The organism is Serratia marcescens (assembly GCF_001902635.1).
GTDB lineage: Bacteria > Pseudomonadota > Gammaproteobacteria > Enterobacterales > Enterobacteriaceae > Serratia > Serratia marcescens_F.
Genome location: NZ_MJAO01000005.1, coordinates 64,597 through 86,909, shown reverse-complemented (window position 1 = coordinate 86,909; position 22,313 = coordinate 64,597). Strand labels below are relative to the sequence as shown.

General features: G+C 60.9%; 19 protein-coding genes. 8 read left to right on the top strand and 11 right to left on the bottom strand.

Features of this window, described 5'->3' with window-relative positions; translation table 11 throughout:
- Positions 1-81 precede the first annotated feature (81 nt).
- The 6 genes from lptD to apaH all read left to right on the top strand — a co-directional run bounded on the left by lptD (position 82) and on the right by apaH (position 6,853).
- Positions 82-2,451: an LPS assembly protein LptD gene (lptD, locus tag BHU62_RS06325; RefSeq protein ID WP_073529727.1), complete on the top strand. Its 2,370-nt coding sequence runs from the start codon at positions 82-84 to the stop codon at positions 2,449-2,451.
- A 65-nt stretch (positions 2,452-2,516) separates the two neighbouring features.
- Positions 2,517-3,818 carry a peptidylprolyl isomerase SurA gene (gene surA, locus BHU62_RS06320; RefSeq protein WP_073529726.1) on the top strand — a complete coding sequence of 434 codons (1,302 nt, stop codon included), beginning with the start codon at positions 2,517-2,519 and terminating at the stop codon, positions 3,816-3,818.
- On the top strand, positions 3,796-4,797 hold the full coding sequence (gene pdxA / locus BHU62_RS06315) for a 4-hydroxythreonine-4-phosphate dehydrogenase PdxA (RefSeq protein WP_415915703.1): 1,002 nt from the start codon (positions 3,796-3,798) through the stop codon (positions 4,795-4,797). Before surA ends, pdxA begins: the two co-directional genes overlap by 23 nt.
- Complete coding sequence (gene rsmA, locus BHU62_RS06310; protein WP_073529725.1) at positions 4,790-5,608, top strand: 16S rRNA (adenine(1518)-N(6)/adenine(1519)-N(6))-dimethyltransferase RsmA; 819 nt, start codon at positions 4,790-4,792, stop codon at positions 5,606-5,608. Before pdxA ends, rsmA begins: the two co-directional genes overlap by 8 nt.
- A 13-nt stretch (positions 5,609-5,621) precedes the next feature.
- Positions 5,622-5,999, top strand: coding sequence for a Co2+/Mg2+ efflux protein ApaG (gene apaG / locus BHU62_RS06305; RefSeq protein WP_015376624.1), 378 nt, complete (start codon positions 5,622-5,624; stop codon positions 5,997-5,999).
- A gap of 2 nt (positions 6,000-6,001) precedes the next feature.
- Positions 6,002-6,853, top strand: a complete 852-nt coding sequence (gene apaH / locus BHU62_RS06300) for a bis(5'-nucleosyl)-tetraphosphatase (symmetrical) ApaH (RefSeq protein ID WP_073529724.1) — start codon at positions 6,002-6,004, stop codon at positions 6,851-6,853.
- A 44-nt stretch (positions 6,854-6,897) separates the two neighbouring features.
- Here apaH and BHU62_RS06295 read toward each other — a convergent pair whose 3' ends face one another.
- The 4 genes from BHU62_RS06295 to BHU62_RS06280 all read right to left on the bottom strand — a co-directional run bounded on the left by BHU62_RS06295 (position 6,898) and on the right by BHU62_RS06280 (position 10,855).
- Positions 6,898-8,787: a PhoX family protein gene (locus tag BHU62_RS06295; protein WP_073529723.1), complete on the bottom strand. Its 1,890-nt coding sequence runs from the start codon at positions 8,785-8,787 to the stop codon at positions 6,898-6,900.
- A 180-nt stretch (positions 8,788-8,967) separates the two neighbouring features.
- Positions 8,968-9,450: a type 3 dihydrofolate reductase gene (gene folA / locus BHU62_RS06290; RefSeq protein ID WP_073529722.1), complete on the bottom strand. Its 483-nt coding sequence runs from the start codon at positions 9,448-9,450 to the stop codon at positions 8,968-8,970.
- Positions 9,451-9,593: 143 nt separating this feature from the next.
- The gene (locus tag BHU62_RS06285) at positions 9,594-10,058 is read right to left on the bottom strand and encodes a threonine/serine exporter (RefSeq protein WP_073529721.1); all 465 of its coding nucleotides are present in this window, start codon (positions 10,056-10,058) and stop codon (positions 9,594-9,596) included.
- Entirely contained in the window at positions 10,055-10,855 is an 801-nt protein-coding gene (locus BHU62_RS06280) for a threonine/serine ThrE exporter family protein (RefSeq protein ID WP_073529720.1), read from the bottom strand. Before BHU62_RS06280 ends, BHU62_RS06285 begins: the two co-directional genes overlap by 4 nt.
- 128 nt (positions 10,856-10,983) lie before the next feature.
- On the opposite strand from BHU62_RS06280, the gene BHU62_RS06275 reads away from it, so the two are divergent.
- Positions 10,984-11,598: a LysE family translocator gene (locus BHU62_RS06275; protein ID WP_073529719.1), complete on the top strand. Its 615-nt coding sequence runs from the start codon at positions 10,984-10,986 to the stop codon at positions 11,596-11,598.
- Positions 11,599-11,633: 35 nt separating this feature from the next.
- On the opposite strand, the gene kefC is transcribed toward BHU62_RS06275, so the two are convergent.
- The 4 genes from kefC to carA all read right to left on the bottom strand — a co-directional run bounded on the left by kefC (position 11,634) and on the right by carA (position 18,598).
- Positions 11,634-13,487 (bottom strand): glutathione-regulated potassium-efflux system protein KefC, encoded by a 1,854-nt coding sequence (kefC, locus tag BHU62_RS06270; protein ID WP_073529718.1) that lies wholly within the window; start codon positions 13,485-13,487, stop codon positions 11,634-11,636.
- Entirely contained in the window at positions 13,480-14,037 is a 558-nt protein-coding gene (gene kefF / locus BHU62_RS06265; RefSeq protein WP_073529717.1) for a glutathione-regulated potassium-efflux system oxidoreductase KefF, read from the bottom strand. Before kefF ends, kefC begins: the two co-directional genes overlap by 8 nt.
- Positions 14,038-14,208: 171 nt before the next feature.
- On the bottom strand, positions 14,209-17,433 hold the full coding sequence (gene carB / locus BHU62_RS06260; RefSeq protein ID WP_073529716.1) for a carbamoyl-phosphate synthase large subunit: 3,225 nt from the start codon (positions 17,431-17,433) through the stop codon (positions 14,209-14,211).
- Between the two features lie 16 nt (positions 17,434-17,449).
- Positions 17,450-18,598 carry a glutamine-hydrolyzing carbamoyl-phosphate synthase small subunit gene (gene carA, locus BHU62_RS06255; protein ID WP_073529715.1) on the bottom strand — a complete coding sequence of 383 codons (1,149 nt, stop codon included), beginning with the start codon at positions 18,596-18,598 and terminating at the stop codon, positions 17,450-17,452.
- Between the two features lie 116 nt (positions 18,599-18,714).
- On the opposite strand from carA, the gene BHU62_RS24830 reads away from it, so the two are divergent.
- Positions 18,715-19,026, top strand: coding sequence for a hypothetical protein (locus BHU62_RS24830; protein ID WP_139282252.1), 312 nt, complete (start codon positions 18,715-18,717; stop codon positions 19,024-19,026).
- Between the two features lie 43 nt (positions 19,027-19,069).
- Here the strand turns inward: BHU62_RS24830 and dapB are convergent, their stop codons facing one another.
- From dapB to BHU62_RS06240, 3 genes are all read right to left on the bottom strand, one after another.
- Positions 19,070-19,891: a 4-hydroxy-tetrahydrodipicolinate reductase gene (dapB, locus tag BHU62_RS06250; protein WP_060422408.1), complete on the bottom strand. Its 822-nt coding sequence runs from the start codon at positions 19,889-19,891 to the stop codon at positions 19,070-19,072.
- 263 nt (positions 19,892-20,154) lie between these two features.
- Positions 20,155-21,414, bottom strand: a complete 1,260-nt coding sequence (locus BHU62_RS06245) for a glycosyltransferase (protein WP_073529714.1) — start codon at positions 21,412-21,414, stop codon at positions 20,155-20,157.
- Between the two features lie 24 nt (positions 21,415-21,438).
- Complete coding sequence (locus BHU62_RS06240; RefSeq protein ID WP_073529713.1) at positions 21,439-22,302, bottom strand: TauD/TfdA dioxygenase family protein; 864 nt, start codon at positions 22,300-22,302, stop codon at positions 21,439-21,441.
- Positions 22,303-22,313 lie beyond the last annotated feature (11 nt).

The following is a 22,313-nucleotide window of genomic DNA, read 5'->3' as shown; positions in this document are numbered from 1 at the left end:
TAGCGCAACGCAGATGAGTAATATAGTCTCTGACCGTTTGCCGGACATGACGCCTCTGATGACGGAACACCAAAACCGCGTATGAAAAAAAGTTTCCCAACACTGCTGGCCACGATGATTTGGACGGCACTCTACAGTCAGCATGCGCTGGCTGATCTGGCCGAGCAATGCATGCTTGGCGTTCCTGTTTACGACAAGCCCCTGGTCAGCGGCGATCCAAACAGCCAGCCGGTGACCATTAATGCCGACGACTCGCGCGCCGACTACCCGAAAAGCGCCCTGTTCAGCGGCAACGTGCGCGTCGAGCAGGGCAACAGTACCCTGACCGCCAAAGAAGTTGAGCTGAACCAGACGCAAAACCCCGGCCAGACAGAGCCGGTACGCACCGTCACCGCCACCGGCGACGTACACTACAGCGACAATCAGATCAAACTGAAAGGCCCGAAGGCCTGGTCTAACCTGAATACCAAAGATACCGACGTCTATGAAGGCGACTACCAAATGGTAGGCCGTCAGGGGCGCGGCGACGCCGACAAGATGAAAATGCGCGGCGCCAACCGTTACACCATTTTGGAAAACGGCACCTTTACCTCCTGCCTGCCGGGCGACGACAGCTGGAGCGTGGTCGGTTCCGAAGTGATCCACGATCGCGAAGAGCAGGTGGCGGAAGTCTGGAACGCCCGTTTCCGCATCGGTGGCGTGCCAGTCTTCTACAGCCCGTACCTGCAGCTGCCGGTCGGCGACAAGCGCCGCTCCGGCTTCCTGATCCCGAACGCCAAGTACGGCAGCAACAACGGCTTCGAGTTCATGGTGCCGTATTACTGGAACATCGCGCCGAACTACGATGCCACCATCACGCCGCACTATATGTCCAAGCGCGGCCTGCAGTGGCAGAACGAATTCCGCTATCTGGTGCAGCCGGGCCTCGGCCTGATGGAGTTCGACTGGCTGCCGGACGACAAAGAGTACGGCAAAGACAATGACGACAGCAAACGCTGGCTGTTCTACTGGAACCACAACGGCGTGATGGATAAGGTGTGGCGCTTCAACGTCGACTACACCAAGGTCAGCGATTACAAATACTTCACCGATCTGGACTCCAAGTACGGTTCCACCACCGACGGTTATGCCACGCAGAAATTCAGCCTCGGCTACGCCAACGAAAACTGGAACGCCACGCTGAGTTCCAAGCAGTTCCAGATCTTCGACACCACCGATCGTACGCAGTCGAATACCTACAAGGTGCAGCCGCAGCTGGATCTGAACTACTACAAAAACGACCTCGGTCCGTTCGATTTCCATATTTACGGCCAGGCGGCCAAGTTCACCAGCGTCAACCCATATAGCCCGGACGCCACTCGTCTGCATATGGAACCGACGCTCAACCTGCCGCTCACCAACGGTTGGGCCAGCCTGAACACCGAAGCCAAGCTGATGGCGACCCACTACCAGCAGGATATTCCTGACGGTTTCGCCGCCAACTACGCCCTGCGCAATCAAGTCATCGCAGATGAGGTACCAAAACTCGATGACTCGGTCAACCGCGTGCTGCCGCAGTTCAAGGTCGACGGCAAACTGATATTCGAACGGCCGATGATCTGGGCCGAAGGCGCCACCCAGACGCTGGAACCGCGCGTGCAGTACCTGTACGTGCCGTACCGCGACCAGAGCAATATCTACACCTACGACACCACGCTGCTGCAGACCGACTACTCCGGCCTGTTCCGCGACCGCACTTACAGCGGCCTGGATCGCATCGCTTCGCAGAACCGCATGTCCACCGGTTTGACCACGCGTATTTATGATGACGCGCTGGTTGAACGTTTTAACGCTTCCGTGGGTCAAATCTACTACTTCAGCCGTTCGCGCACCGGCGACCGGATGACGAGCTTCGATAACAACGACAATACCGGCAGCCTGGCCTGGGCCGGCGATACCTATTGGAAAATCGACGATCGTTGGGGCCTGCGCGGCGGCCTGCAGTACGACACCCGCCTGAACAGCGTCTCGCTGGGCAACGGCGTGGTGGAATACCGCCAGGATGCCGAGCGCGTGGTGCAGCTGAACTACCGTTACGCCACGCCGGAATATATCCAGACGGCGTTGAATACCAAAACGGTACCAGCCTTCCAGGACGGCATCTCGCAGGTGGGTATCACCGGCAGCTGGCCGATCGCCGATCGTTGGGCGGTGGTCGGGGCGTATTACTACGACACCCGCGCCAAACAATCCGCCGATCAGCTGGTGGGGCTGAAGTACAACACCTGCTGCTGGGCGGTGACCCTGGGCTATGAGCGCAAGATCACCGACTGGAACTACAGCAACAATACCAGCGTTTACGACAACAGAGTTTCGTTCAACGTCGAACTGCGCGGCCTGAGCAGCGATCATAGTCTCGGTTCCGCAGAAATGCTGCGCTCCGGCATTTTGCCGTATCAACGCGCATTCTGACGCTTTGCAACACTTTGAAAACGAGAACTTTCACCCGCATTTGCGGATTACATAATGGGAAATGTATGAAGAACTGGAGAACGCTTATTCTCGGATTGGTGGTTTGCGCCAATGCCGCGTTCGCAGCACCCCAAGAAGTGGATAAAGTCGCCGCCGTCGTGGATAACGGCGTGGTACTCGAGAGCGACGTCAACGGTCTGTTGCAGTCGGTGAAACTCAACGCCCAGCAGGCCGGCCAACAACTGCCGGACGACAAGACGCTGCGCCATCAGATCATCGAACGTCTGATCATGGATAACATCCAACTGCAGATGGCCAAGAAAATGGGCATCGCCGTTTCCGACGCCGATCTGGACAAGGCAATCGCCAACATCGCCGCGCAAAACAAGATGAGCGTCGATCAGCTGCGCAGCCGCCTGTCTTACGAAGGGTTGAACTACAACACCTATCGCGCGCAGATCCGCAAAGAGATGCTGATCTCCGAAGTGCGCAACAACGAAGTGCGCCGCCGCGTCACCATTCTGCCGCAGGAAGTGGACGCGTTGGCGAAGCAGGTGGGCGCGCAGAACGGCAGCGACACCGAAATGAACATCAGCCACATCCTGATCCCACTGCCGGAGAACCCGTCGCAGCAACAGGTCGACAAAGCGGAAGAACTGGCCAAACGCCTGGTGGGTGAGATCAACAGCGGCGCCGACTTCGGCAAGCTGGCGATCACCTACTCCGCCGATTCCCAGGCGCTGAAAGGCGGCAACATGGGCTGGGGCAAGCTGCAAGAGATCCCGACCCTGTTCGCTGAACGCCTGGTCAGCGCCAAGAAAGGCGACGTCGTCGGCCCAATCCGTTCCGGCGTCGGCTTCCACATCCTGAAAGTGAACGACATCCGCGGCGCCAGCCAGTCGGTGTCGGTCACCGAAGTGCACGCCCGTCACATCCTGCTGAAACCGTCTGTGGTATTGACCGACGATCAGGCGCGCGCCAAGCTGCAATCCGTCGCGGAAGCGATCAAGAGCGGCCGCGCCAAGTTTGCCGACGAAGCTAAACAGCTGTCGCAGGATCCGGGTTCCGCCATGCAGGGCGGCGATCTGGGCTGGGCTTCTCCGGACATCTATGACCCGGCCTTCCGCGATGCGTTGCTGAAGCTGAGCAAAGGTGAGGTCAGCGCACCGGTACACTCCTCCTTCGGCTGGCACCTGATTCAGCTGCTGGATACCCGTCAGGTAGATAAGACCGACGCCGCACAGAAAGATCGCGCGTATCGCATGCTGTTCAACCGCAAGTTCGCCGAAGAAGCGCAGACCTGGATGCAGGAGCAGCGCGCCCAGGCTTACGTGAAGATCCTCGATGGCAGCGATGCGCAGCAATAAACGCGTCGTCATCACCCCCGGCGAACCCGCCGGGGTAGGGCCGGATTTGGTCGCGGCGCTGGCGCAACAGGATTGGCCTGTTGAGCTGGTGGTGTGTGCCGATCCGGCCCTGCTGCTTGAGCGCGCCCAACACCTGGGCCTGCCGCTGACGCTGCGCGACTATCAGCCGCAGCAACCGGCTCAGGCGCAGCGCGCCGGCACGCTTACCGTGCTGCCGGTCCCGCTCGCTCAGCCGGTCACCGCCGGTGAGCTGAGCGTCGGCAACAGCGCCTACGTGGTGGAAACTCTGGCGCGCGCCTGCGACGGCTGCCTGAACGGCGAATTCGCCGCGCTGATCACCGGCCCGGTGAACAAGGGCGTGATCAACGACGCCGGCGTGCCATTTATCGGCCATACCGAATTCTTTGCCGATCGCAGCCACTGCGATCGCGTGGTGATGATGTTGGCGACCGAAGAGCTGCGCGTCGCGCTGGCGACCACCCACCTGCCGCTGCTGGCGGTGCCGGGCGCCATCACGCAGCAGAGCCTGTTCGAAGTCATCCGCATCCTCGACCACGATCTGAAAACCAAATTTGGCATCGCTCAGCCGCACATCTACGTCTGCGGCCTGAACCCCCACGCCGGGGAAGGCGGCCATATGGGGCATGAAGAGATAGACACCATCATCCCGGCGCTCGACGCGCTGCGTGCTGACGGCATCCATCTGATCGGCCCGCTGCCGGCGGACACCCTGTTCCAGCCCAAATATCTGCAAGATGCCGATGCAGTGCTGGCGATGTATCACGATCAGGGGCTGCCGGTGCTAAAATACCAAGGGTTCGGCCGCGCGGTGAATATCACCCTCGGTTTGCCTTTTATACGCACCTCGGTCGACCACGGCACCGCTTTGGAACTGGCCGGCACCGGCACCGCCGATGTCGGCAGCTTCAAGACGGCCCTGAATCTCGCCATTAAAATGATAATTAATTGTAATGAATAACAGAGTCCACCAAGGGCACTTTGCCCGCAAACGCTTTGGACAAAACTTTTTAACCGATCAGTTTGTCATCGATAGCATTGTTTCCGCCATTCACCCGCAGCCGGGCGAAGCGGTGGTCGAGATCGGCCCCGGTCTGGGCGCCTTGACCGAGCCGGTCGGCGCACGCATGGACCGCATGACGGTGATCGAACTGGACCGCGATCTGGCCACCCGGCTGGAGAACCACCCACAGCTGAAAGACAAACTGACCATTCGCCAGCAGGACGCCATGACGGTGAATTTCGCCGAATTGGCCGAGGAAGCTGGCCAACCGCTGCGCGTATTTGGTAACCTGCCGTACAATATTTCGACGCCGCTGATGTTCCACCTTTTCAGCTATACTCAGGCAATCCGCGACATGCACTTTATGTTGCAGAAAGAAGTGGTCAACCGTCTGGTGGCCGGCCCGAACAGCAAGGCCTACGGGCGTTTGACCGTGATGGCGCAGTACTACTGCAACGTCATTCCGGTGCTGGAAGTGCCGCCGACCGCGTTCGCACCGCCGCCGAAGGTCGATTCCGCCGTGGTGCGCCTGGTGCCGCACCGCGTGCTGCCGAACCCGGTAGGCGACGTGCGCATGCTGAGCCGCATCACCACGCAGGCGTTCAACCAGCGGCGGAAAACCATCCGTAATAGCCTGGGCGACCTGTTCACGCCGGAGCAGCTGACGGAACTGGGTGTCGATCCTTCGCTCAGAGCAGAGAATATTTCTGTGGCGCAGTACTGCAAGCTGGCGAACTGGCTGTCAGCCAACCCGGCGCCGCAGCAATAAAGGAGTTGTTGTCATGATTGATTCGCCCCGCGTGTGTATTCAGGTTCAGAGCATCTATGTGGAATCACAGTCGATCCCTGAAGAAGAGCGTTACGTCTTCGCCTATACCATCACCATCCGCAATCTGGGGCGGACCAACGTGCAATTGCTGGGCCGTTACTGGCTGATCACCAACAGCAACGGCCGCCAAACCGAAGTTCAGGGCGAAGGGGTGATCGGCGAACAGCCCGTCATTCCGCCCGGCGGAGAGTTTCAATACACCAGCGGCGCCATTCTGGAAACGCCGCTGGGCACCATGGAAGGCCATTACGAAATGGTTGACCACCAGGGTCAGCCGTTCCGCACCGCTATTCCCGTGTTCCGCTTAGCCATTCCAACGCTGATCCATTAATTATGTCGACATACCTTATCGGCGACGTTCACGGCTGTTTCGATGAACTGCAGTCGCTGCTGGCCCAGGTTGCTTTCGATCCCGAGCGCGATCGGCTGTGGCTGACCGGCGATCTGGTCGCGCGCGGTCCCGCCTCGCTGGACGTGCTGCGCTACGTGCGCTCGCTCGGCCCGGCGGTGCGCATGGTGCTGGGCAACCACGATCTGCACCTGCTGGCGGTCTACGCCGGCATCAGCCGCAACAAACCCAAAGATCGCATCACCCCGCTGCTGGAGGCGCCGGACGCCGACGAGCTGATCAACTGGCTGCGCCGCCAGCCGGTGCTGCAGGTGGACGACGAACTGAAGCTGGTGATGGCGCACGCCGGCATCACCCCACAGTGGGATATCGACACCGCGAAAATATGCGCGCGCGAAGTGGAAGCCGTACTGAGCAGCGACAGCTATCCGCTGTTCCTCGACGCCATGTACGGCGACATGCCGAACAACTGGTCGCCAGAACTGAGCGGCCTGGCGCGCCTGCGTTTCAGCACCAATGCGCTGACACGCATGCGCTACTGCTTCCCCAACGGTCAGCTCGACATGATCTGCAAAGATGCGCCAGGCAGCGCGCCGGCGCCGTTAAAGCCGTGGTTCGAACTGCCGCGCCTGGTGGATCCGGAATACACCATCATTTTCGGCCACTGGGCCTCGCTGGAAGGCAAAGGCACGCCGGAAGGCGTGATCGGGCTGGATACCGGCTGCTGCTGGGGCGGCGATCTGACGATGCTGCGCTGGGAAGACCGCCGCTACTTTACCCAACCCGCCAGCCGTGGCGCAGCGCCTGACCACGCCGGCAGATTAGCCGCGTTCTGAAAATATAAAGGCGGCCCGTGGCCGCCTTTGTTCTCTTTACCACCTTACGCCCCAATCACCCCGCCATCTTCACGCGTGATCATCAGCACCGATGAACGCGGGCGCAGGCTGTTGTTCGGGAAGTGCGAATCCCCCTCTTCCCCCGGGTGCTGCACGTTGACGAACATCGTTTTGTAGTCCGGGGTGAAGGTGATGCCGGTCAGTTCACAGGACTTCGGCCCCACCATAAAACGGCGGATCTCGCCGCTGGCCGGATCGCCCACCAGCATCTGGTTGTTGCCCTGCCCGACATAATCCCCCTTGTTGCTGTACTTGCCGTCGGTGAGGATCCACAGGCGGCCGGCGCGATCGAAGCCCAGCCCGTCCGGGCTGTTGAAGGTGTTGTCCGCCGTGATGTTCGGCGTGCCGCGGTTGACGCCTTCCGGATGGGCGATCGGATTGCCGCACAGCGCATACATGTCCCAGGCAAAGGTGCCGGCGGTGGCGTCACCGCCTTCGTCCCAGCGAATAATCTGGCCATAGATATTGTTCGGCCGCGGGTTGGCGGCGTTCAGCGGCATCCCTTCCTCGCCGCGCTTGCTGTTGTTGGTCAGCGTGCAGTACGCGCGCCCGTCATGCGGGTTCACCGCGATCCACTCCGGACGATCCATTTTGGTCGCGCCGACCTGCTGCGCCGCCTTGCGGGCGAAGATCAGCACTTCGGCCTCGTCGCGGAAGCCGTTCTCCGGCGTCAGGCCGTTTTTGCCGAACTCGAGCGCGATCCAGCGCCCTTTCCCCTTCAGCGGCGTACCGGCTTCGTCGCCGTCGAACTGCGCCACATACAGCGTCCCCTCGTCCAGCAGCGTGCGATTGTTAGCCGGATTGGCAGCGTCGACCACGCCTTTGGAGACGTACTTATAGATGTGCTCGCCGCGCTCGTCGTCGCCCATATACACCACCAGACGGCCGTCTTTGGCCACGGTCACCGCCGCGTTCTCATGCTTGAAGCGGCCCAGCGCGGTGTGCTTGATCGGCGTCGACGTCGGATTCAGCGGATCGATCTCCACGATCCAACCGTGGCGGTTGAATTCGTTGGGGTTCTTCGCCACGTCGAAGCGCTCGTCATAGTCCGGCCAGTTGCGCTCCGGCTCGCTGGCCTTCAGCGTGTAGCGCTTCTGTTCCGGCGTGGTTTGGTAATCGGCCTGATGAGTGCCGAAGTAAGTATCGAAGTTTTCTTCGCAGGTCAGGTAAGTGCCCCACGGCGTCTTGCCGTTGGCGCAGTTGCCGAAGGTGCCCAGTACCTTGCGGCCGCTCGGATCGGCGGCGGTCTGCAATAACGGATGCCCGGCGGCCGGGCCGCTGAACTGCATTTCGCTGTTGGCGGTGATGCGGCGGTTATAGCGCGACGGGCGTTCCACTTCCCAACGCTGGCCATCGCCGACGCGCTTCACCGCCACGATGGAGACGCCGTGCGCCGCCTGCGATTTGCGCACCTCTTCCAGACTGGTAGCCTTGGTGCCGCCGTGGGCGAACAGATACTGCTCGTTGACGTATTCGTTATTGATGGCCATGACGCCGTGGCGATCGTCGATCGGGAAGAAGCTCATGCCGTCGTTATTATCACCAAACTGCTTTTCCTGATCGGCGGCGCTGTTGTTGCCCTGCGGATCGAAGGCCGGCGCGCCATCCACCAGCGGTTCTCCCCAAGAGATCAACACCTCGGCGCGGTAGCCCGACGCAATCGTCACCTCATCGGCGGTAGACGCGGCGATGCCCTGAAAGCCCAGCAGCGTGTTCGGCGGCAGATCCTCGGCTAACGCCTCGGCGGAGACCGACCAGATGCCGCCGCCGAGAAAACCGGCCAGGCCGACGGCGCCGGCGCTGCCGAGCAGCAGCTTGCGGCGAGCGGGATCGATCAGGCGATCGGCGTCTAATTGCTCAATGTGCTTGGTCATAGCGTGTTTTCCTTTTTAGTCATGGCGCCGCGATCAAGATTCACCAGAGTTGCCGGGGCGCTCGGAGTTGGGCTTCATACTAATCAGGAAATGTGACGGAAAGGTTACGGATGACAGACGTAAAAAGACCGAGGGCGCAATTGCTTGCGCCCTCGGGGAGAGTTGGCTAACGCGCTGAAATCAGCGGCGCTGCAGGATCTCGAAGCAGTAGCTGTGCGAATTCAGATCGTCGGCATCGTGGAACTCGCTGAACGACGTCTCCCACTCGTCCGGCTCGTAATCCGGGAAGTGGGTATCGCCGCCGACTTCGGCGTCGATGTGCGTCAGGTACAGACGATCGGCACGCGGCAGCAGCTGGGTATAAATGCGCCCACCGCCGATCACCATCACCTCTTCCACGTCGCCGGCGGCGGCCAGCGCCTCATCCAGCGACGTCGCCCAGGTCACCCCGGCATCGTTGCCTGGGCGGCTGCTCAAAACGATATTGTGGCGGCCCGGCAGCGGGCGGCCGATGGACTCGAAGGTCTTGCGGCCCATAATAACCGGCTTATTCAACGTGTTGCGTTTAAACCACGCGAGGTCCGCCGGCAAGTGCCACGGCATGGCGTTTTCCATGCCAATGACGCGATCCGCCGCCAAGGCAGCGATCAGGCTGATAATCATTGTTTAACCCTGTGTAGGCAGCAAAATTGGTGACACTATACGTAAAGGCCTATCTGCCGTCGATAGGCTAATCAAGCAAGATGAATATATAAGATAGCTCTTATCAGCCAATCTAATAGCCAACGAACCGCCGCCGGAAAATTTCACACGCCGGGGCGTTTACGGTACAACCATAGGCCCGGCAACGACAGGCCGATCGACAAGGCGCCGACGATAAAACAGGCCTTGAGGAAGTTGGTTACCATCGTCGCCATCAGCGCTTCGCTGTAACCAAGGTGCGAAATCTCCACTACCGTGATCATCGCGGTATAGGCGGAAATGCCGGGAAACATCGGGATCACCGCCGCCACGGTAAACACCTTCGGGTGCGCCAGCAGCCAGCGCGACCAGTAGATGCCGATGACGCCGATCAGGATCGCCGCCAGAAACGACGCCCATTCGATATTCATGCCGGCGTGCATCAGCAACATGCGCGAACCGTGCCCCAATGCGCCTAATAACGCGCAATAACGCAGCGCGCGCAGCGGCACGTTGAACACCATGGCGAAGCCCAACGCCGGCACCGCCGCCAGCAGCATGTCCTGCAACAAGGCCCACAACAGACTCATGCCCACCCTCGCAGATCCCACAGCGCCATCGCCATCACCACGCCGATGCAGGTGGCCAGCGTCAGCAGGCTGGCCATCGCCCAACGCGCCAAACCGGTATTGACGTGCCCTTTGAACATGTCGGCCACCGCGTTAATCAACGGGAAGCCCGGCACCAGCAACAACACGCTGGCGGCCATCGCCACGCTCGAGGTGTCTTTAAACGCCGGCAGGCGCAGCAGCAGTCCAGAGATCGAGGTAGCGACAAACGCCGTCAGGCAAAAGTTGATCAGCGGATTCATATGGCGGGCGGTGAGGATCTGGCGCACCAGCATCGCCGCGCCGCTGGCGATAAAGGTCACCAGGAAAGCGTCGCCGCCACCACCGTTGAGCATGCTGAAACAACCGCATGACAATCCCACCATCAGTACCACCAGCCAGCGTGGGTAGCGCAGCGGGCGTATTTTTTCAAAGCGGCGCGCCACGTCGTGCGCATCCGCCAGCCGGTGCTCGGCAAGGATCACGATATGCTGCACCTCGGTCACCATCTGCATATTGATGCCGCGATCGACGTTCTTGCGGGTAGTGGTCAGGCAGGCGCCGTGGCTGAGGGTGGTCAACACTACCGCATTGGCGGAGATCGAGCTTTCCACGCTGTCCATCCCCAGCGCCAGCCCCAGGCGGGTCGACAGTTGCTCCACCACCGTGCTCTCGGCGCCGTGCTGCAACAGCAGCAGCGCACATTGAATGCACAGTCGGGTGATTTCACGCTGTTGCCGGTGCGGTTCCGGCATGTCTGTGGCGGTAGTCTGCTGCATGGTGCTCCGTCATTGGCGGTAGATGAATAATTATCATAGAGCCTAACAATACCTCATTGGGTTGATGCGCATCAGAGGAAGCGGCGTTATTATCGCCAGAACTCTGTCTTTTGCGCGAGACGCCTCCCATGCTTGAAACTTCGCTGTTCGTCGCCGGCATCGCTGCCCTCGGCATGCTCTCCCCCGGCCCGGATTTTTTCCTGGTGATCAAAAACGCCGCCCGCTATCCACGGCTGGCGGCCATGATGACCGCCTTCGGCGTGATCTGCGGCGTCGCCACCCACATGTCCTACTGCGTTGCCGGGCTGGCGGTGGTGATCACCACCACGCCGTGGCTGTTTAACCTGCTGAAATACGCCGGGGCGATCTATCTGGTGTGGATCGGCATCCAGGCGCTGCTGTCGCGCGGCGGCGGCAAAATGAACGTCAGCAATCTGCCGCAGCAACAGGTCAGCCTGAAGAGCGCCTTTGTGCAAGGCTACCTGTGCAACCTGCTGAACCCGAAAGCCACCCTGTTCTTCCTGGCGGTATTCACCCAAGTGCTGCAAATCGATTCCGGTTTGGGCGACAAGCTGTGGTACGCGGGGATTATCCTCGGCCTGTCGGTCATCTGGTGGCCACTGCTGGTGTTCCTGATCCAGAGCGGGCCAGTGCGCCGCGGGCTGGAAAAAACCCAGAAGATCGTCGACAAACTGCTGGGCGGTATGCTGATCGCCTTAGGCATCAAGGTCGCGCTGAGCTGAGAAAAAAACGGGGCGCCATCACGGCGCCCCTGCTGTCATCCTTTGGCTTCCACCACTTCATCCTCCGGCGCCTTGCCGTCGATACTGCCGCGCCAGCCGGTCTGCTGCGCCCGCGCCAGTCGATTTTTATCCTGCTCGATGGCCGCACTGAGCATTTCCTTGGCCCGCTGCAGGCTGGCGATACGGAACTCGGTATCCTGGTAGTTATCCAGCGTATCTTCCAGCATCTTCAGGTTATAGCGGCGGAAAGTATCCGCTTTCTCGCGCGCCTCATAGGCATCCAACCCTAACAGCTCCAACGCCTCACGCCCGATGCGCAGCGAACTTTCGAAGGTTTCGCGCTCCGGGTTCTCGACCCCCAGCTGCCGCAGTTGATACCAGTGGTCGACATCGCGCGCCCGCGCCACCACTTTCAGGTGCGGGAAGTGCTGCTTGGCCAGCTCAGTCAGCTCCAGGCTGTCCTCCACGTCGTCGATGGCGTTGATCAACACCTTGGCGTGGGCAGCACCGGCGGCCTCCAGCAGATCGGCGCGCGTGGCGTCGCCGTAGAATACCTTGGTGTCGAATTTGCGCAGCGTCTCGATATGGTCCGGATCGTGGTCCAGCACCACGGTGTGTACACCGTTGGCCAACAGTAAACGACCGGCGATCTGGCCGAAGCGGCCGAAACCGGCGATGATCACGCTGGCGTTCTCGTCGTCGATCACGTCCGCCGGGCGCTCCTCTTTCGGCGCGTTTTTCTCCAGCTGCGCGGCGATCACCAACAGCAGCGGGGTGGCCGCCATCGACAGCGCCACCGCCAGCGTCAGCGACTTGGCCCATTCGACCGGCAGTACGCCGGCCAGCTGCGCGGCGCTGAAGATCACGAAGGCGAATTCACTGCCCTGCCCCAGCAGAATGGCGAACAGGCCGCGCTGGCGCTTCGGCACCCCGAGCAACGGCCCGATCAGCCACAGCAGCGCCGCCTTGATCAGCATAAAGCCCAGCAGCAGCGAGGCGATCAGCAGCGGGTGATGGAACAGCGTGCCAAAGTCGATCGACATGCCGACGCCGATAAAGAACAGCCCCAACAGCAGCCCTTTGAACGGCTGAATGTCACTCTCCAGCGCGTGGCGGTATTCCGAGCTCGCCAGCAGCACCCCGGCAAGGAACGCCCCCATCGCCATCGACAACCCGGCCATCTCCAGCAGGATACCGAAGCCAAACACCAGGAACAGCGCCACGGCGCTGAACACTTCGCGCATACCCGAACGGGCGACGAAGTGCAGCAGCGGGCGGGTGACGTAGCGGCCGAGCAGCACCACGATCGTCAACGCGCCCACCACCTTGGCCGCCGACAGCACGAAAGCGCCCAGCGTGGTGGTGGCGCCACTGCTGGCCAGCAGCGGGATCATCGCCACCAGCGGGATCGCCGCGATGTCCTGGAACAGCAGCACCGCAAACGCGCTGCGGCCGATCGGCGACGGCGTCAGGTTGCGTTCGCTCATCGCCTGCATGGCGATGGCGGTGGAAGAGAGCGCCAGCGTCAGGCCGATCAGCAGCGCCACTTTCCAGTTGAGGCCGAGGAAGTAACAGAAGGCGCTCAGCGCCAGGCCGCAGCCCACCATCTGAATGCTACCGCCGCCGAACACCGAGGCGCGCAGCGTCCACAGCCGCTTGGGATCCAGCTCCAGGCCGATGATAAACAGCATCAGCACCACGCCGATCTCGGCGAAGGTCAGGATCGATTCGGCGTCCGACACCAGTTTCAGCCCCCAGGGGCCGATGATGCAGCCGGCGATCAGGTAACCCAGCACCGAGCCCAGTCCCAGCCGCACCGCGATCGGCACGAATAGCGCCGCGGAACCGAGATAGATCAGCCCCTCTATCATCATGTGGTGGTTATCCATGGCTGGCCTCCCGCGTTTCCGCTTCGGCATATTCCATCAGGTAATCGACCAATCGCTGACGGTAGGCTTCACCGGCGGCGAGCAGCGCCGGCTCGTTGCAGGTAAAGGTATTGTGCACGGCGAAATAGGGCTGCCAGTGCATGCCGCAATAGATCGCCGTGGCCTGCAGCGGCTGCGCCAGCGCGGCGAAATTGGGAAAGTCACCCAGCTCGAAATGGTGCTCATCGCCGCCGCTGGTCACCGCCCACAGGCAGTCTTTGCCCACCAGCGCATTGCCGTCATGACCGTAGGCCCAGCCGTGCTCCAACACTTTGTCTATCCACAGCTTTAACAGCGGCGGCAGGCTGTACCACTGCATCGGATGCTGCAGCACCACCAGGTCAGCGCGCTCCAGCGCCCGCTGTTCGGCGTTGATGTCGATATTGAAATCGGGGTACAGCTCATACAACGAGCGCACCTCCACCTCGGGCAGATCCCTCACCGCCTGCAACAGGCGCTGATTGGCATGCGAATGCCGGGGATATGGGTGAGCGTAAATTATCAGAATCATTGTTGTCGTCGTTCCTTCGTTCCTTGCCAATACACCAAGCATATACCAATCACACAGGGTGACAGTTTGCCCACTGATTGATAGCGGAAATTTTTAACGCCAGCCGACAAATTCGCTGAATAAAAAAGGGCGCTGCATCTGCAGCGCCCCTGGTGTAGCGTTATCGCGCGGTTACTTGCCGATGCGCGCGTGCATTTCCTGCACCGACGTGACCTGCTCGGTCGGATCCGCTTTCAGCGCCATCGCGGTGGCGAAGCCGCCGTTCAGCGTGGTGTCGTAGTGCACCTTGTACTGCAGGGCGCTGCGGCGAATCAGCTTGGAATCCTCAATCGCCTGACGGCCGGCCGTGGTGTTGACGATGTAGGTGTATTCGCCATTCTTGATACGGTCCTGGATGTGCGGACGCCCTTCGTGCACCTTGTTGACCAGGCGCGGGTTGATGCCCGCTTCACCCAGCACTACGGCGGTGCCGTGGGTCGCGTCAAGCTCGAAGCCCTGCTTCAGCAGGCTGGCGGCCAAATCGACCACGCGGGCTTTGTCGCCTTCGCGCACCGACAGCAGCGCGCGGCCCTGTTTCTTCATGCCCGAGTTGCTGCCCAGCATCGCTTTGGAGAACGCTTCCGCGAAGGTGCGGCCCACGCCCATCACTTCCCCGGTAGAGCGCATTTCCGGCCCCAGAATCGGGTCGACGCCCGGGAATTTGTTGAACGGCAGCACCACTTCTTTCACCGAGTAGTACGGCGGGATGATCTCTTCAGTCACGCCCTGCTCAGCCAGCGTTTTGCCCGCCATTACGCGCGCGGCCACTTTAGCCAGCGGCACGCCGGTCGCTTTGGAGACGAACGGCACGGTACGCGCGGCGCGCGGGTTGACTTCAATCAGGTAGACTTCGTTGTCTTTCACCGCAAACTGCACGTTCATCAGGCCGCGCACCTGCAGCTCGAACGCCAGTTTTTCCACCTGGCGACGCATCACATCCTGAATTTCCTGGCTCAGGGTGTACGCCGGCAGCGAACATGCGGAGTCGCCGGAGTGCACGCCCGCCTGCTCGATGTGTTCCATGATGCCGCCAATCAGCACGCGCTCGCCGTCGCAGATGGCGTCGACGTCCACTTCCACCGCATCGTCCAGGAAGCGGTCCAGCAGCACCGGCGCATCGTTGGACACGCTGACCGCGGTCTGGAAGTAGCGGCGCAGGTCGGTTTCGTCATAGACGATTTCCATCGCCCGGCCGCCCAGCACGTAGGAAGGACGCACCACCAGCGGATAGCCGATGCCCGCCGCCTTCTCCACCGCCTGTTCGATGGCGGTGACGGTGGCGTTGGCCGGCTGCTTCAGGCCCAGACGGTTAACCGCCTGCTGGAAACGCTCGCGGTCTTCGGCGCGGTCGATAGCGTCCGGGCTGGTACCGATGACCGGCACGCCCGCGGCTTCCAGCTCGCGCGCCAGCTTCAGCGGGGTCTGGCCGCCGTACTGTACGATAACGCCCTTCGGCTTCTCGATGCGCACGATTTCCAGTACGTCTTCCAGCGTCACCGGCTCGAAGTACAGACGGTCGGAGGTGTCGTAGTCGGTGGAGACGGTTTCCGGGTTGCAGTTGACCATGATGGTCTCGTAACCGTCTTCGCGCAGCGCCAGCGAGGCGTGCACACAGCAGTAGTCGAACTCGATGCCCTGGCCGATACGGTTCGGCCCGCCGCCCAGCACCATCACTTTCGGCCGGTCGTTGGTCGGGTTGGACTCGCACTCTTCTTCATAAGTGGAGTACATGTAGGCGGTGTCGGTGGCAAATTCCGCCGCGCAGGTATCCACGCGCTTATACACCGGGTGCAGGCCGTGGCTGTGGCGCAGCTTGCGAATTTCGCTCTCGGCGACGCCGGCCAGCTTGGCCAGACGCGCATCGGCGAAGCCCTTGCGCTTCAGGGTGCGCAGGAACGCTTTGTTCAGGCCGTTGATGCCCGCTTCGGCCACCTGCTCTTCCAGGCGTACCAGCTCTTCAATTTGCACCAGGAACCAGCGGTCGACGTTGGTCAGGTTGAAGACGCCGTCGACCGACAGACCGGCGCGGAACGCGTCGGCGATGTACCAGATGCGGTCGGAACCGGCGTCTTTCAGCTCGCGGCGGATTTTGGTCAGCGCTTCCGGGTCATCCAGGCTCACTTTCGGGTCGAAACCGGTGGCACCCACTTCCAGGCCGCGCAGTGCTTTTTGCAGCGACTCCTGCTGGGTGCGGCCGATGGCCATCACTTCACCGACCGACTTCATCTGGGTAGTCAGGCGATCGTTGGCGCCGGCGAACTTCTCGAAGTTGAAGCGCGGGATCTTGGTCACGACGTAGTCGATGGACGGTTCGAACGACGCCGGGGTGCGGCCGCCGGTGATGTCGTTCATCAGCTCATCGAGGGTGTAGCCCACCGCCAGCTTGGCGGCGATCTTGGCAATTGGGAAGCCGGTGGCTTTCGACGCCAGCGCCGAAGAGCGCGACACGCGCGGGTTCATTTCGATAACGATCAGGCGACCGGTTTTCGGGTTGACCGAGAACTGCACGTTGGAGCCGCCGGTATCGACGCCGATCTCACGCAGCACCGCCATCGAGGCGTTGCGCATGATTTGGTATTCCTTGTCGGTCAGGGTCTGGGCCGGTGCGACGGTGATCGAGTCGCCGGTGTGGATGCCCATGGCATCGAAGTTTTCGATCGAGCAGACGATGATGCAGTTGTCGTTCTTATCACGCACCACTTCCATCTCGTACTCTTTCCAACCGATCAGCGATTCGTCGATCAGCAGCTCATTGGTCGGCGACAGATCCAGACCGCGTTCGCAGATCTCTTCGAACTCTTCGCGGTTGTAGGCGATGCCGCCGCCGGTGCCGCCCATGGTGAAGGAGGGGCGGATGATGCACGGGAAGCCGACGTCAGCGGCTACCGCCAGCGCTTCTTCCATCGTGTGCGCGATACCTGAACGCGCGGTATCCAGACCGATTTTCTTCATCGCCACGTCGAAACGGCGACGGTCTTCGGCCTTGTCGATCGCATCGGCAGTGGCACCGATCATGGTGACGCCGAACTCGGCCAACACGCCCTGACGCTCCAGCTCCAGCGCGCAGTTCAGCGCCGTCTGGCCGCCCATGGTCGGCAGCACCGCATCCGGGCGCTCTTTTTCGATGATCTTGCGCACCACTTCCCAGTGGATCGGCTCAATGTAGGTGGCGTCGGCCATTTCCGGGTCGGTCATGATGGTCGCCGGGTTGGAGTTGACCAGAATGACGCGGTAACCCTCTTCGCGCAGCGCTTTACACGCCTGGGCACCCGAGTAGTCGAACTCACACGCCTGGCCGATGACGATCGGGCCAGCGCCGAGGATCAGGATGCTTTTTATGTCTGTACGTTTTGGCATTTTTTACTGCTCCTGATTATTTGGCGTTAGAACGGTAAGTCTCAATCAGTTCGATAAAGTGATCGAACAGCGGCGCGGCGTCGTGCGGGCCTGGGCTGGCTTCCGGGTGCCCCTGGAAGCTGAACGCCGCCTTGTCGGTGCGGTGAATGCCCTGCACCGTGTGGTCGAACAGCGATTTGTGCGTGACGCGCAGGTTCGCCGGCAGGTTGTTTTCATCGACGGCGAAACCGTGGTTCTGCGCGGTGATCATCACGGTGTTGTTGTCCAGATCCTTCACCGGGTGGTTGCCGCCGTGGTGGCCGAGCTTCATCTTCATGGTTTTCGCCCCGCTGGCCAGCGCCAGCAGCTGGTGGCCCAGGCAGATGCCGAACACCGGAATGTCGGTTTCCAGGAACTGTTTGATGGCGGCGATGGCGTAGTCGCACGGCTCCGGGTCGCCCGGGCCATTGGACAGGAAGATGCCGTCCGGATTCATCTTCAGCACGTCGGCGGCCGGGGTCTGTGCCGGCACCACGGTCAGGCGGCAGCCGCGATCCACCAGCATGCGCAGGATGTTGCGCTTGGCGCCGTAGTCGTAAGCCACCACGTGGAACGGCAGTTCCGCGGCGGTTTTGGCTTCAGGCAGGTCGCCTTCAAGCGTCCAGCTGCCTTGCTGCCAGCTGTAAGCCTCTTGGGTAGTGACCTCTTTCGCCAGATCCATGCCCTTCAACCCCGGGAAACCTTGCGCTTTGGCCAGGGCCAGTGCGGCGTCCGGCGAATCGGCGGCGATGATGCAGCCGTTCTGGGCGCCCTTCTCGCGCAGCAGGCGGGTTAATTTACGGGTATCGATATCGGCGATCGCCACGATGTTGTGACGCTTGAGGTAGTCAGACAGGTTTTCTTCGTTGCGGTAGTTGCTGGCGATCAGCGGGAGGTCACGAATGACGAGGCCTTGGGCGTGTACTGCGGAGGATTCTTCGTCGGAAGCATTGGTGCCGACATTGCCGATATGAGGATAAGTAAGAGTAACGATCTGGCGGGAATAGGAAGGATCAGTGAGGATTTCTTGATAACCGGTCATCGACGTATTGAAGACCACTTCCCCCACTGCCGTTCCCTCTGCCCCGATGGCCCGACCGTGGAATTGGGTTCCGTCTTCCAGAACCAATAGCGCTGACTTTATCAAAACACCCTCCGAGGAATAATCAATCACAATATTTGCATATTAATTCAGATATCGCGATCTAAATCAATGCAAAAACCGTCCGCGAGGCCAATTTTTGGCAAATTGGGCGCATTTTAATGATGAGTGCCTGGCTTGTCTACCCAAACTGCCATTTTTTGTTTTATTTTTGCAGTTCTCACCGCTCATGCGGCTTGAGCGGCGATAAAAACACAGAAAACCGGAGCTGGAAAACGGTTGCGAGGCTGAATGACGGAAAATGGTGCCAGAACGGGCTAAAAAAGATGCTTAAATTGGCTGCGGTGGATAAAAACGGGATAATTAGCAGCAAAAATACCTACAAACAACAACCACAACAACAAAACAATACCAACGCCTCATTTTTCATGTTAAAAAAAAAGGACAATAAAATTATTGCCCGATTATCATAGCATTACGACCAATACAACCACATCACGGTGGTATTCAAATCAATTATAATTGGTCCAAATTCAACACGTCACGCATATCAAACAGACCTTTATCCCGGTTATGCAACCAGGCAGCCGCACGCACCGCACCGCTGGCAAAAGTCATACGGCTGGAGGCCTTATGGGTGATTTCCACCCGTTCACCGATGTCGGCGAACATCGCGGTGTGCTCGCCGACGATGTCGCCGGCGCGAATGGTGGCAAAGCCGATGCTTTTCGGATCGCGTTCGCCGGTATGGCCTTCGCGCGCATAGACCGCGCAGCTTTTCAGGTCGCGCCCCAGCGCGCCGGCGATCGCTTCGCCCATGGCCAACGCCGTGCCCGACGGCGCATCCACTTTGTGGCGGTGGTGCGCCTCAACGATTTCGATATCGGTATAGTCGCCCATCACCTGCGCGGCCTTCTCCAGCAGTTTCAACACCAGGTTGACGCCGACGCTGAAGTTGGCGGCGAACACGATGCCGATATGCTGCGCCGCATCGCGGATCGCCTGTTTGCCGGCGTCATCAAAGCCGGTAGTGCCAATCACCATCGCCTTGTGGTGCGCCACGCAAAAATCCAGGTAGCCCCGGGTGCTTTCCGGGCGGGTGAAGTCGATCAAAATATCGAACTCGTTCGCCACCTTCTCCAAACTGTCGCTGACCTTGACGCCCAAGGCACCGATGCCCGCCAGCTCGCCGGCGTCGACGCCGACCAGGCTGGAGCCCGGGCGCGATAGCGCCGCCCCCAACACCACGCCTTCCGCCTGCTGCACCGCCTGGATCAATTGGCGGCCCATCCGGCCGCCGGCGCCCGCAATCGCAATGCGGATTTGTGAATCACTCATGCTTGCTCTCTTCTTGATTTGACGCCTATCCCATTAGGCTATCGATTCAGGGTAACTGCCCCGCTTCAGCGCCGCCAGAGGATTCATTTCATAATTAGAAAATTATGATATTGCCCTTCTTTCATCAGCGGCGCTGTCGTGAGATTAACATTCAACCGATTTGGCGGCCTGCGACGATTGTACATAATCATGCAGTTTACATGGCAAAAAAATGCAGAAAAAAGGCGCCGAAAACGGCGCCTGAAGAAGGGAGAACGGCGAGGTCAGGCGGTAATGGCGGCCACTTCGTTGGCGATCGCCGTCAGCGCATCGTGGCGGGCATAATCCTCACTCACCAGCGCCGCGCGTTGCCGATAGATCGGCTGTTGCAGAATGCGCGTCGCCGCCGCCAGGATCTGTTCGGCGCTCGGCGTGCTGGTGTGCAGGCTGATGCCGCAGCCGGCGGCCACCACGCGCGCGGCCGCCTCCAGCTTGTCCTCGCCAGTACCGGCGACGATCAGTGGCACGCCGCTGTCCAGCGCATAATTGATCGAGCCGTAACCGCCATTGGTGATCAGTAACGCTGCCTGCGGCAGCCAGCGTTCGAAGGAGATAAACTCCCGCACTCGGGCGTTGCCCGGCAGTGCCTCCATCAGCCCTTCCGTCGCCCGCCCGCCGGTGGTGGCCAGCACCCGCACCGGCAGATGCGCCAGCGCTTGCAGCGTCGGCACGATCAGCTGATGCAGATCGACATTGGCCAGCGTGCCCTGAGACACGATCACCAACGGCCGACGGTCATCCACCTCCCACAGCGTTTCTTCCGCCGCTGGCTGGCCGCCGCTGCGCAGCGGACCGACGAAGCGTACACCGCTCGGCAGATCGTCACGCTCATATTCCAGCGCCGTGGTAGCCAGCTGCAGGAAACGCTCGCAGCCACCGATCAGCGCGTCGGTGAACGGGCGATCCAGCGCCTGCCCGCCCGCCTGCACCAGCGCCGCATCGAAGCTCTGCTGTACTTCATCGAGCAGCACGCGCGTTTCTTCATCCACCAGTTGCTCACGGGTCAACGCCTGCGGCAGCAGCGCCGGCGGGATACGCGGGCCATAAAAAATAGCATCGCGCGAAGAATACGACAGCGGCGTGACGCCGATACCGAAGACCGGCGGCCGCTCGGCGGACTGCAGCAGCGGCAGCACGCCGTAGAAGCAGTTCTCCACCATCAGCAGATCGGTCTGTTCGGCGGCGATGGCCGCACGCAGCTGCCGATCCAGCAGCGGGATCGGTGCGGCGAAGAAATCCTTCAGCGCCAGCGCCATCTGCGCATTGCCCGGCGGCAGGGCGGCGCGCGCCGGAAAGTGCTCTTCCAGGTGGCGATAATCGAAATCCACCTGCGCGTCGAACGGCACGAAGTTCGCCCCCGCCGCCTCGGCGCGTTCGCGAAACAGCGCGCCGGTCATCACCCGCACCTGATGCCCTTGCGCGATCAGGTGGCGAGCGATAGCTAACATCGGGTAGACGTGCCCCGGAGTGGCGACCGCCGCCATCAGTATCCTTGCCATAATGCTCCTTTACGCTTCTGCGTTGGCCGGCTTCAAGGCCAGATTGGCGCACACCGGGTTGCTCTGAATATGCACACGCTGCAAATGGCGCGCGGAACGGGCGGTAAAGCCCTCACGGCCGTGCAGCAGCGAGAAGTTGTCCGCCACCACCACATCCCCCTGTTGCCACTGGTGGGCATAGTAGTGGCGCGGGTCGTACAGATGCTGCTGCAGGGTGTGGTGGAACTGTTCCTGCTGCTGCGCCGGCACGCCGTGATACTCCAGCGCATGCTGGTTGAGGAATTTTTTTCCCTCCGTCGGCGGTTCATTGTAGCGCATGATCAATCCCCTGCCGTTCGGGTGCTGCACCACCAGCGGCGAACAGACTTCGCCGCCGTAATGCACCACTTGTTTGATGCGATAGGTGATAGACACCGCCAGCCACTGATCCAGCTGCGCTTCGTCCGCGTTGGCCAACAGGCGCGTGGTGTCGACGAAGGTGGTGCGCCCGCCCTCATCCTGCGACGGCGCCGCCACGCAGTGGAACAACTGGAACTCGGGGATGGTCGGCTTATACATGCCATCCCAATGCAGCGGCACATAGCTGCTGTCGAAGATATGGTCTTTAGCGTCCGGATGTTCCTTCACGTCCAGCACCGCACCGAACGGCCACATCATGATCTCGCCCCACTGTTCGGCATAGCGAGTCAGGACTTCCGCCTCGCTGAAACCGGAGTCGAATCCGCGCAGCACCAGCAAGTGGTGTTCCTGCGCCAGCGCTCGCAGCGCCGCCACCGGCAGCTCGCCGATCTTTTGCCCCGGATGCTGCGGCGTCAGGATCGCGCCGAACGGGGTATTCGGTTGGATATGGCAATTAAGCGGTTGGTTGTTCATCGGTGATTCTC

Bases quoted from the DNA above. Each gene is read 5' to 3' on its own strand.
- BHU62_RS06240 (WP_073529713.1), bottom strand. From the start codon at position 22,302: ATGAACAACCAACCGCTTAATTGCCATATCCAACCGAATACCCCGTTC.
- BHU62_RS06275 (WP_073529719.1), top strand. From the start codon at position 10,984: ATGCTTGAAACTTCGCTGTTCGTCGCCGGCATCGCTGCCCTCGGCATG.
- pdxA (WP_415915703.1), top strand. From the start codon at position 3,796: ATGGCAGCGATGCGCAGCAATAAACGCGTCGTCATCACCCCCGGCGAA.
- surA (WP_073529726.1), top strand. From the start codon at position 2,517: ATGAAGAACTGGAGAACGCTTATTCTCGGATTGGTGGTTTGCGCCAAT.
- kefC (WP_073529718.1), bottom strand. From the start codon at position 13,487: ATGGATAACCACCACATGATGATAGAGGGGCTGATCTATCTCGGTTCC.
- dapB (WP_060422408.1), bottom strand. From the start codon at position 19,891: ATGAGTGATTCACAAATCCGCATTGCGATTGCGGGCGCCGGCGGCCGG.
- BHU62_RS06285 (WP_073529721.1), bottom strand. From the start codon at position 10,058: ATGAGTCTGTTGTGGGCCTTGTTGCAGGACATGCTGCTGGCGGCGGTG.
- BHU62_RS06295 (WP_073529723.1), bottom strand. From the start codon at position 8,787: ATGACCAAGCACATTGAGCAATTAGACGCCGATCGCCTGATCGATCCC.
- BHU62_RS24830 (WP_139282252.1), top strand. From the start codon at position 18,715: ATGATGAGTGCCTGGCTTGTCTACCCAAACTGCCATTTTTTGTTTTAT.
- apaG (WP_015376624.1), top strand. From the start codon at position 5,622: ATGATTGATTCGCCCCGCGTGTGTATTCAGGTTCAGAGCATCTATGTG.
- folA (WP_073529722.1), bottom strand. From the start codon at position 9,450: ATGATTATCAGCCTGATCGCTGCCTTGGCGGCGGATCGCGTCATTGGC.
- BHU62_RS06280 (WP_073529720.1), bottom strand. From the start codon at position 10,855: ATGCAGCAGACTACCGCCACAGACATGCCGGAACCGCACCGGCAACAG.
- lptD (WP_073529727.1), top strand. From the start codon at position 82: ATGAAAAAAAGTTTCCCAACACTGCTGGCCACGATGATTTGGACGGCA.
- BHU62_RS06245 (WP_073529714.1), bottom strand. From the start codon at position 21,414: ATGGCGGCGGTCGCCACTCCGGGGCACGTCTACCCGATGTTAGCTATC.
- kefF (WP_073529717.1), bottom strand. From the start codon at position 14,037: ATGATTCTGATAATTTACGCTCACCCATATCCCCGGCATTCGCATGCC.
- carB (WP_073529716.1), bottom strand. From the start codon at position 17,433: ATGCCAAAACGTACAGACATAAAAAGCATCCTGATCCTCGGCGCTGGC.
- rsmA (WP_073529725.1), top strand. From the start codon at position 4,790: ATGAATAACAGAGTCCACCAAGGGCACTTTGCCCGCAAACGCTTTGGA.
- apaH (WP_073529724.1), top strand. From the start codon at position 6,002: ATGTCGACATACCTTATCGGCGACGTTCACGGCTGTTTCGATGAACTG.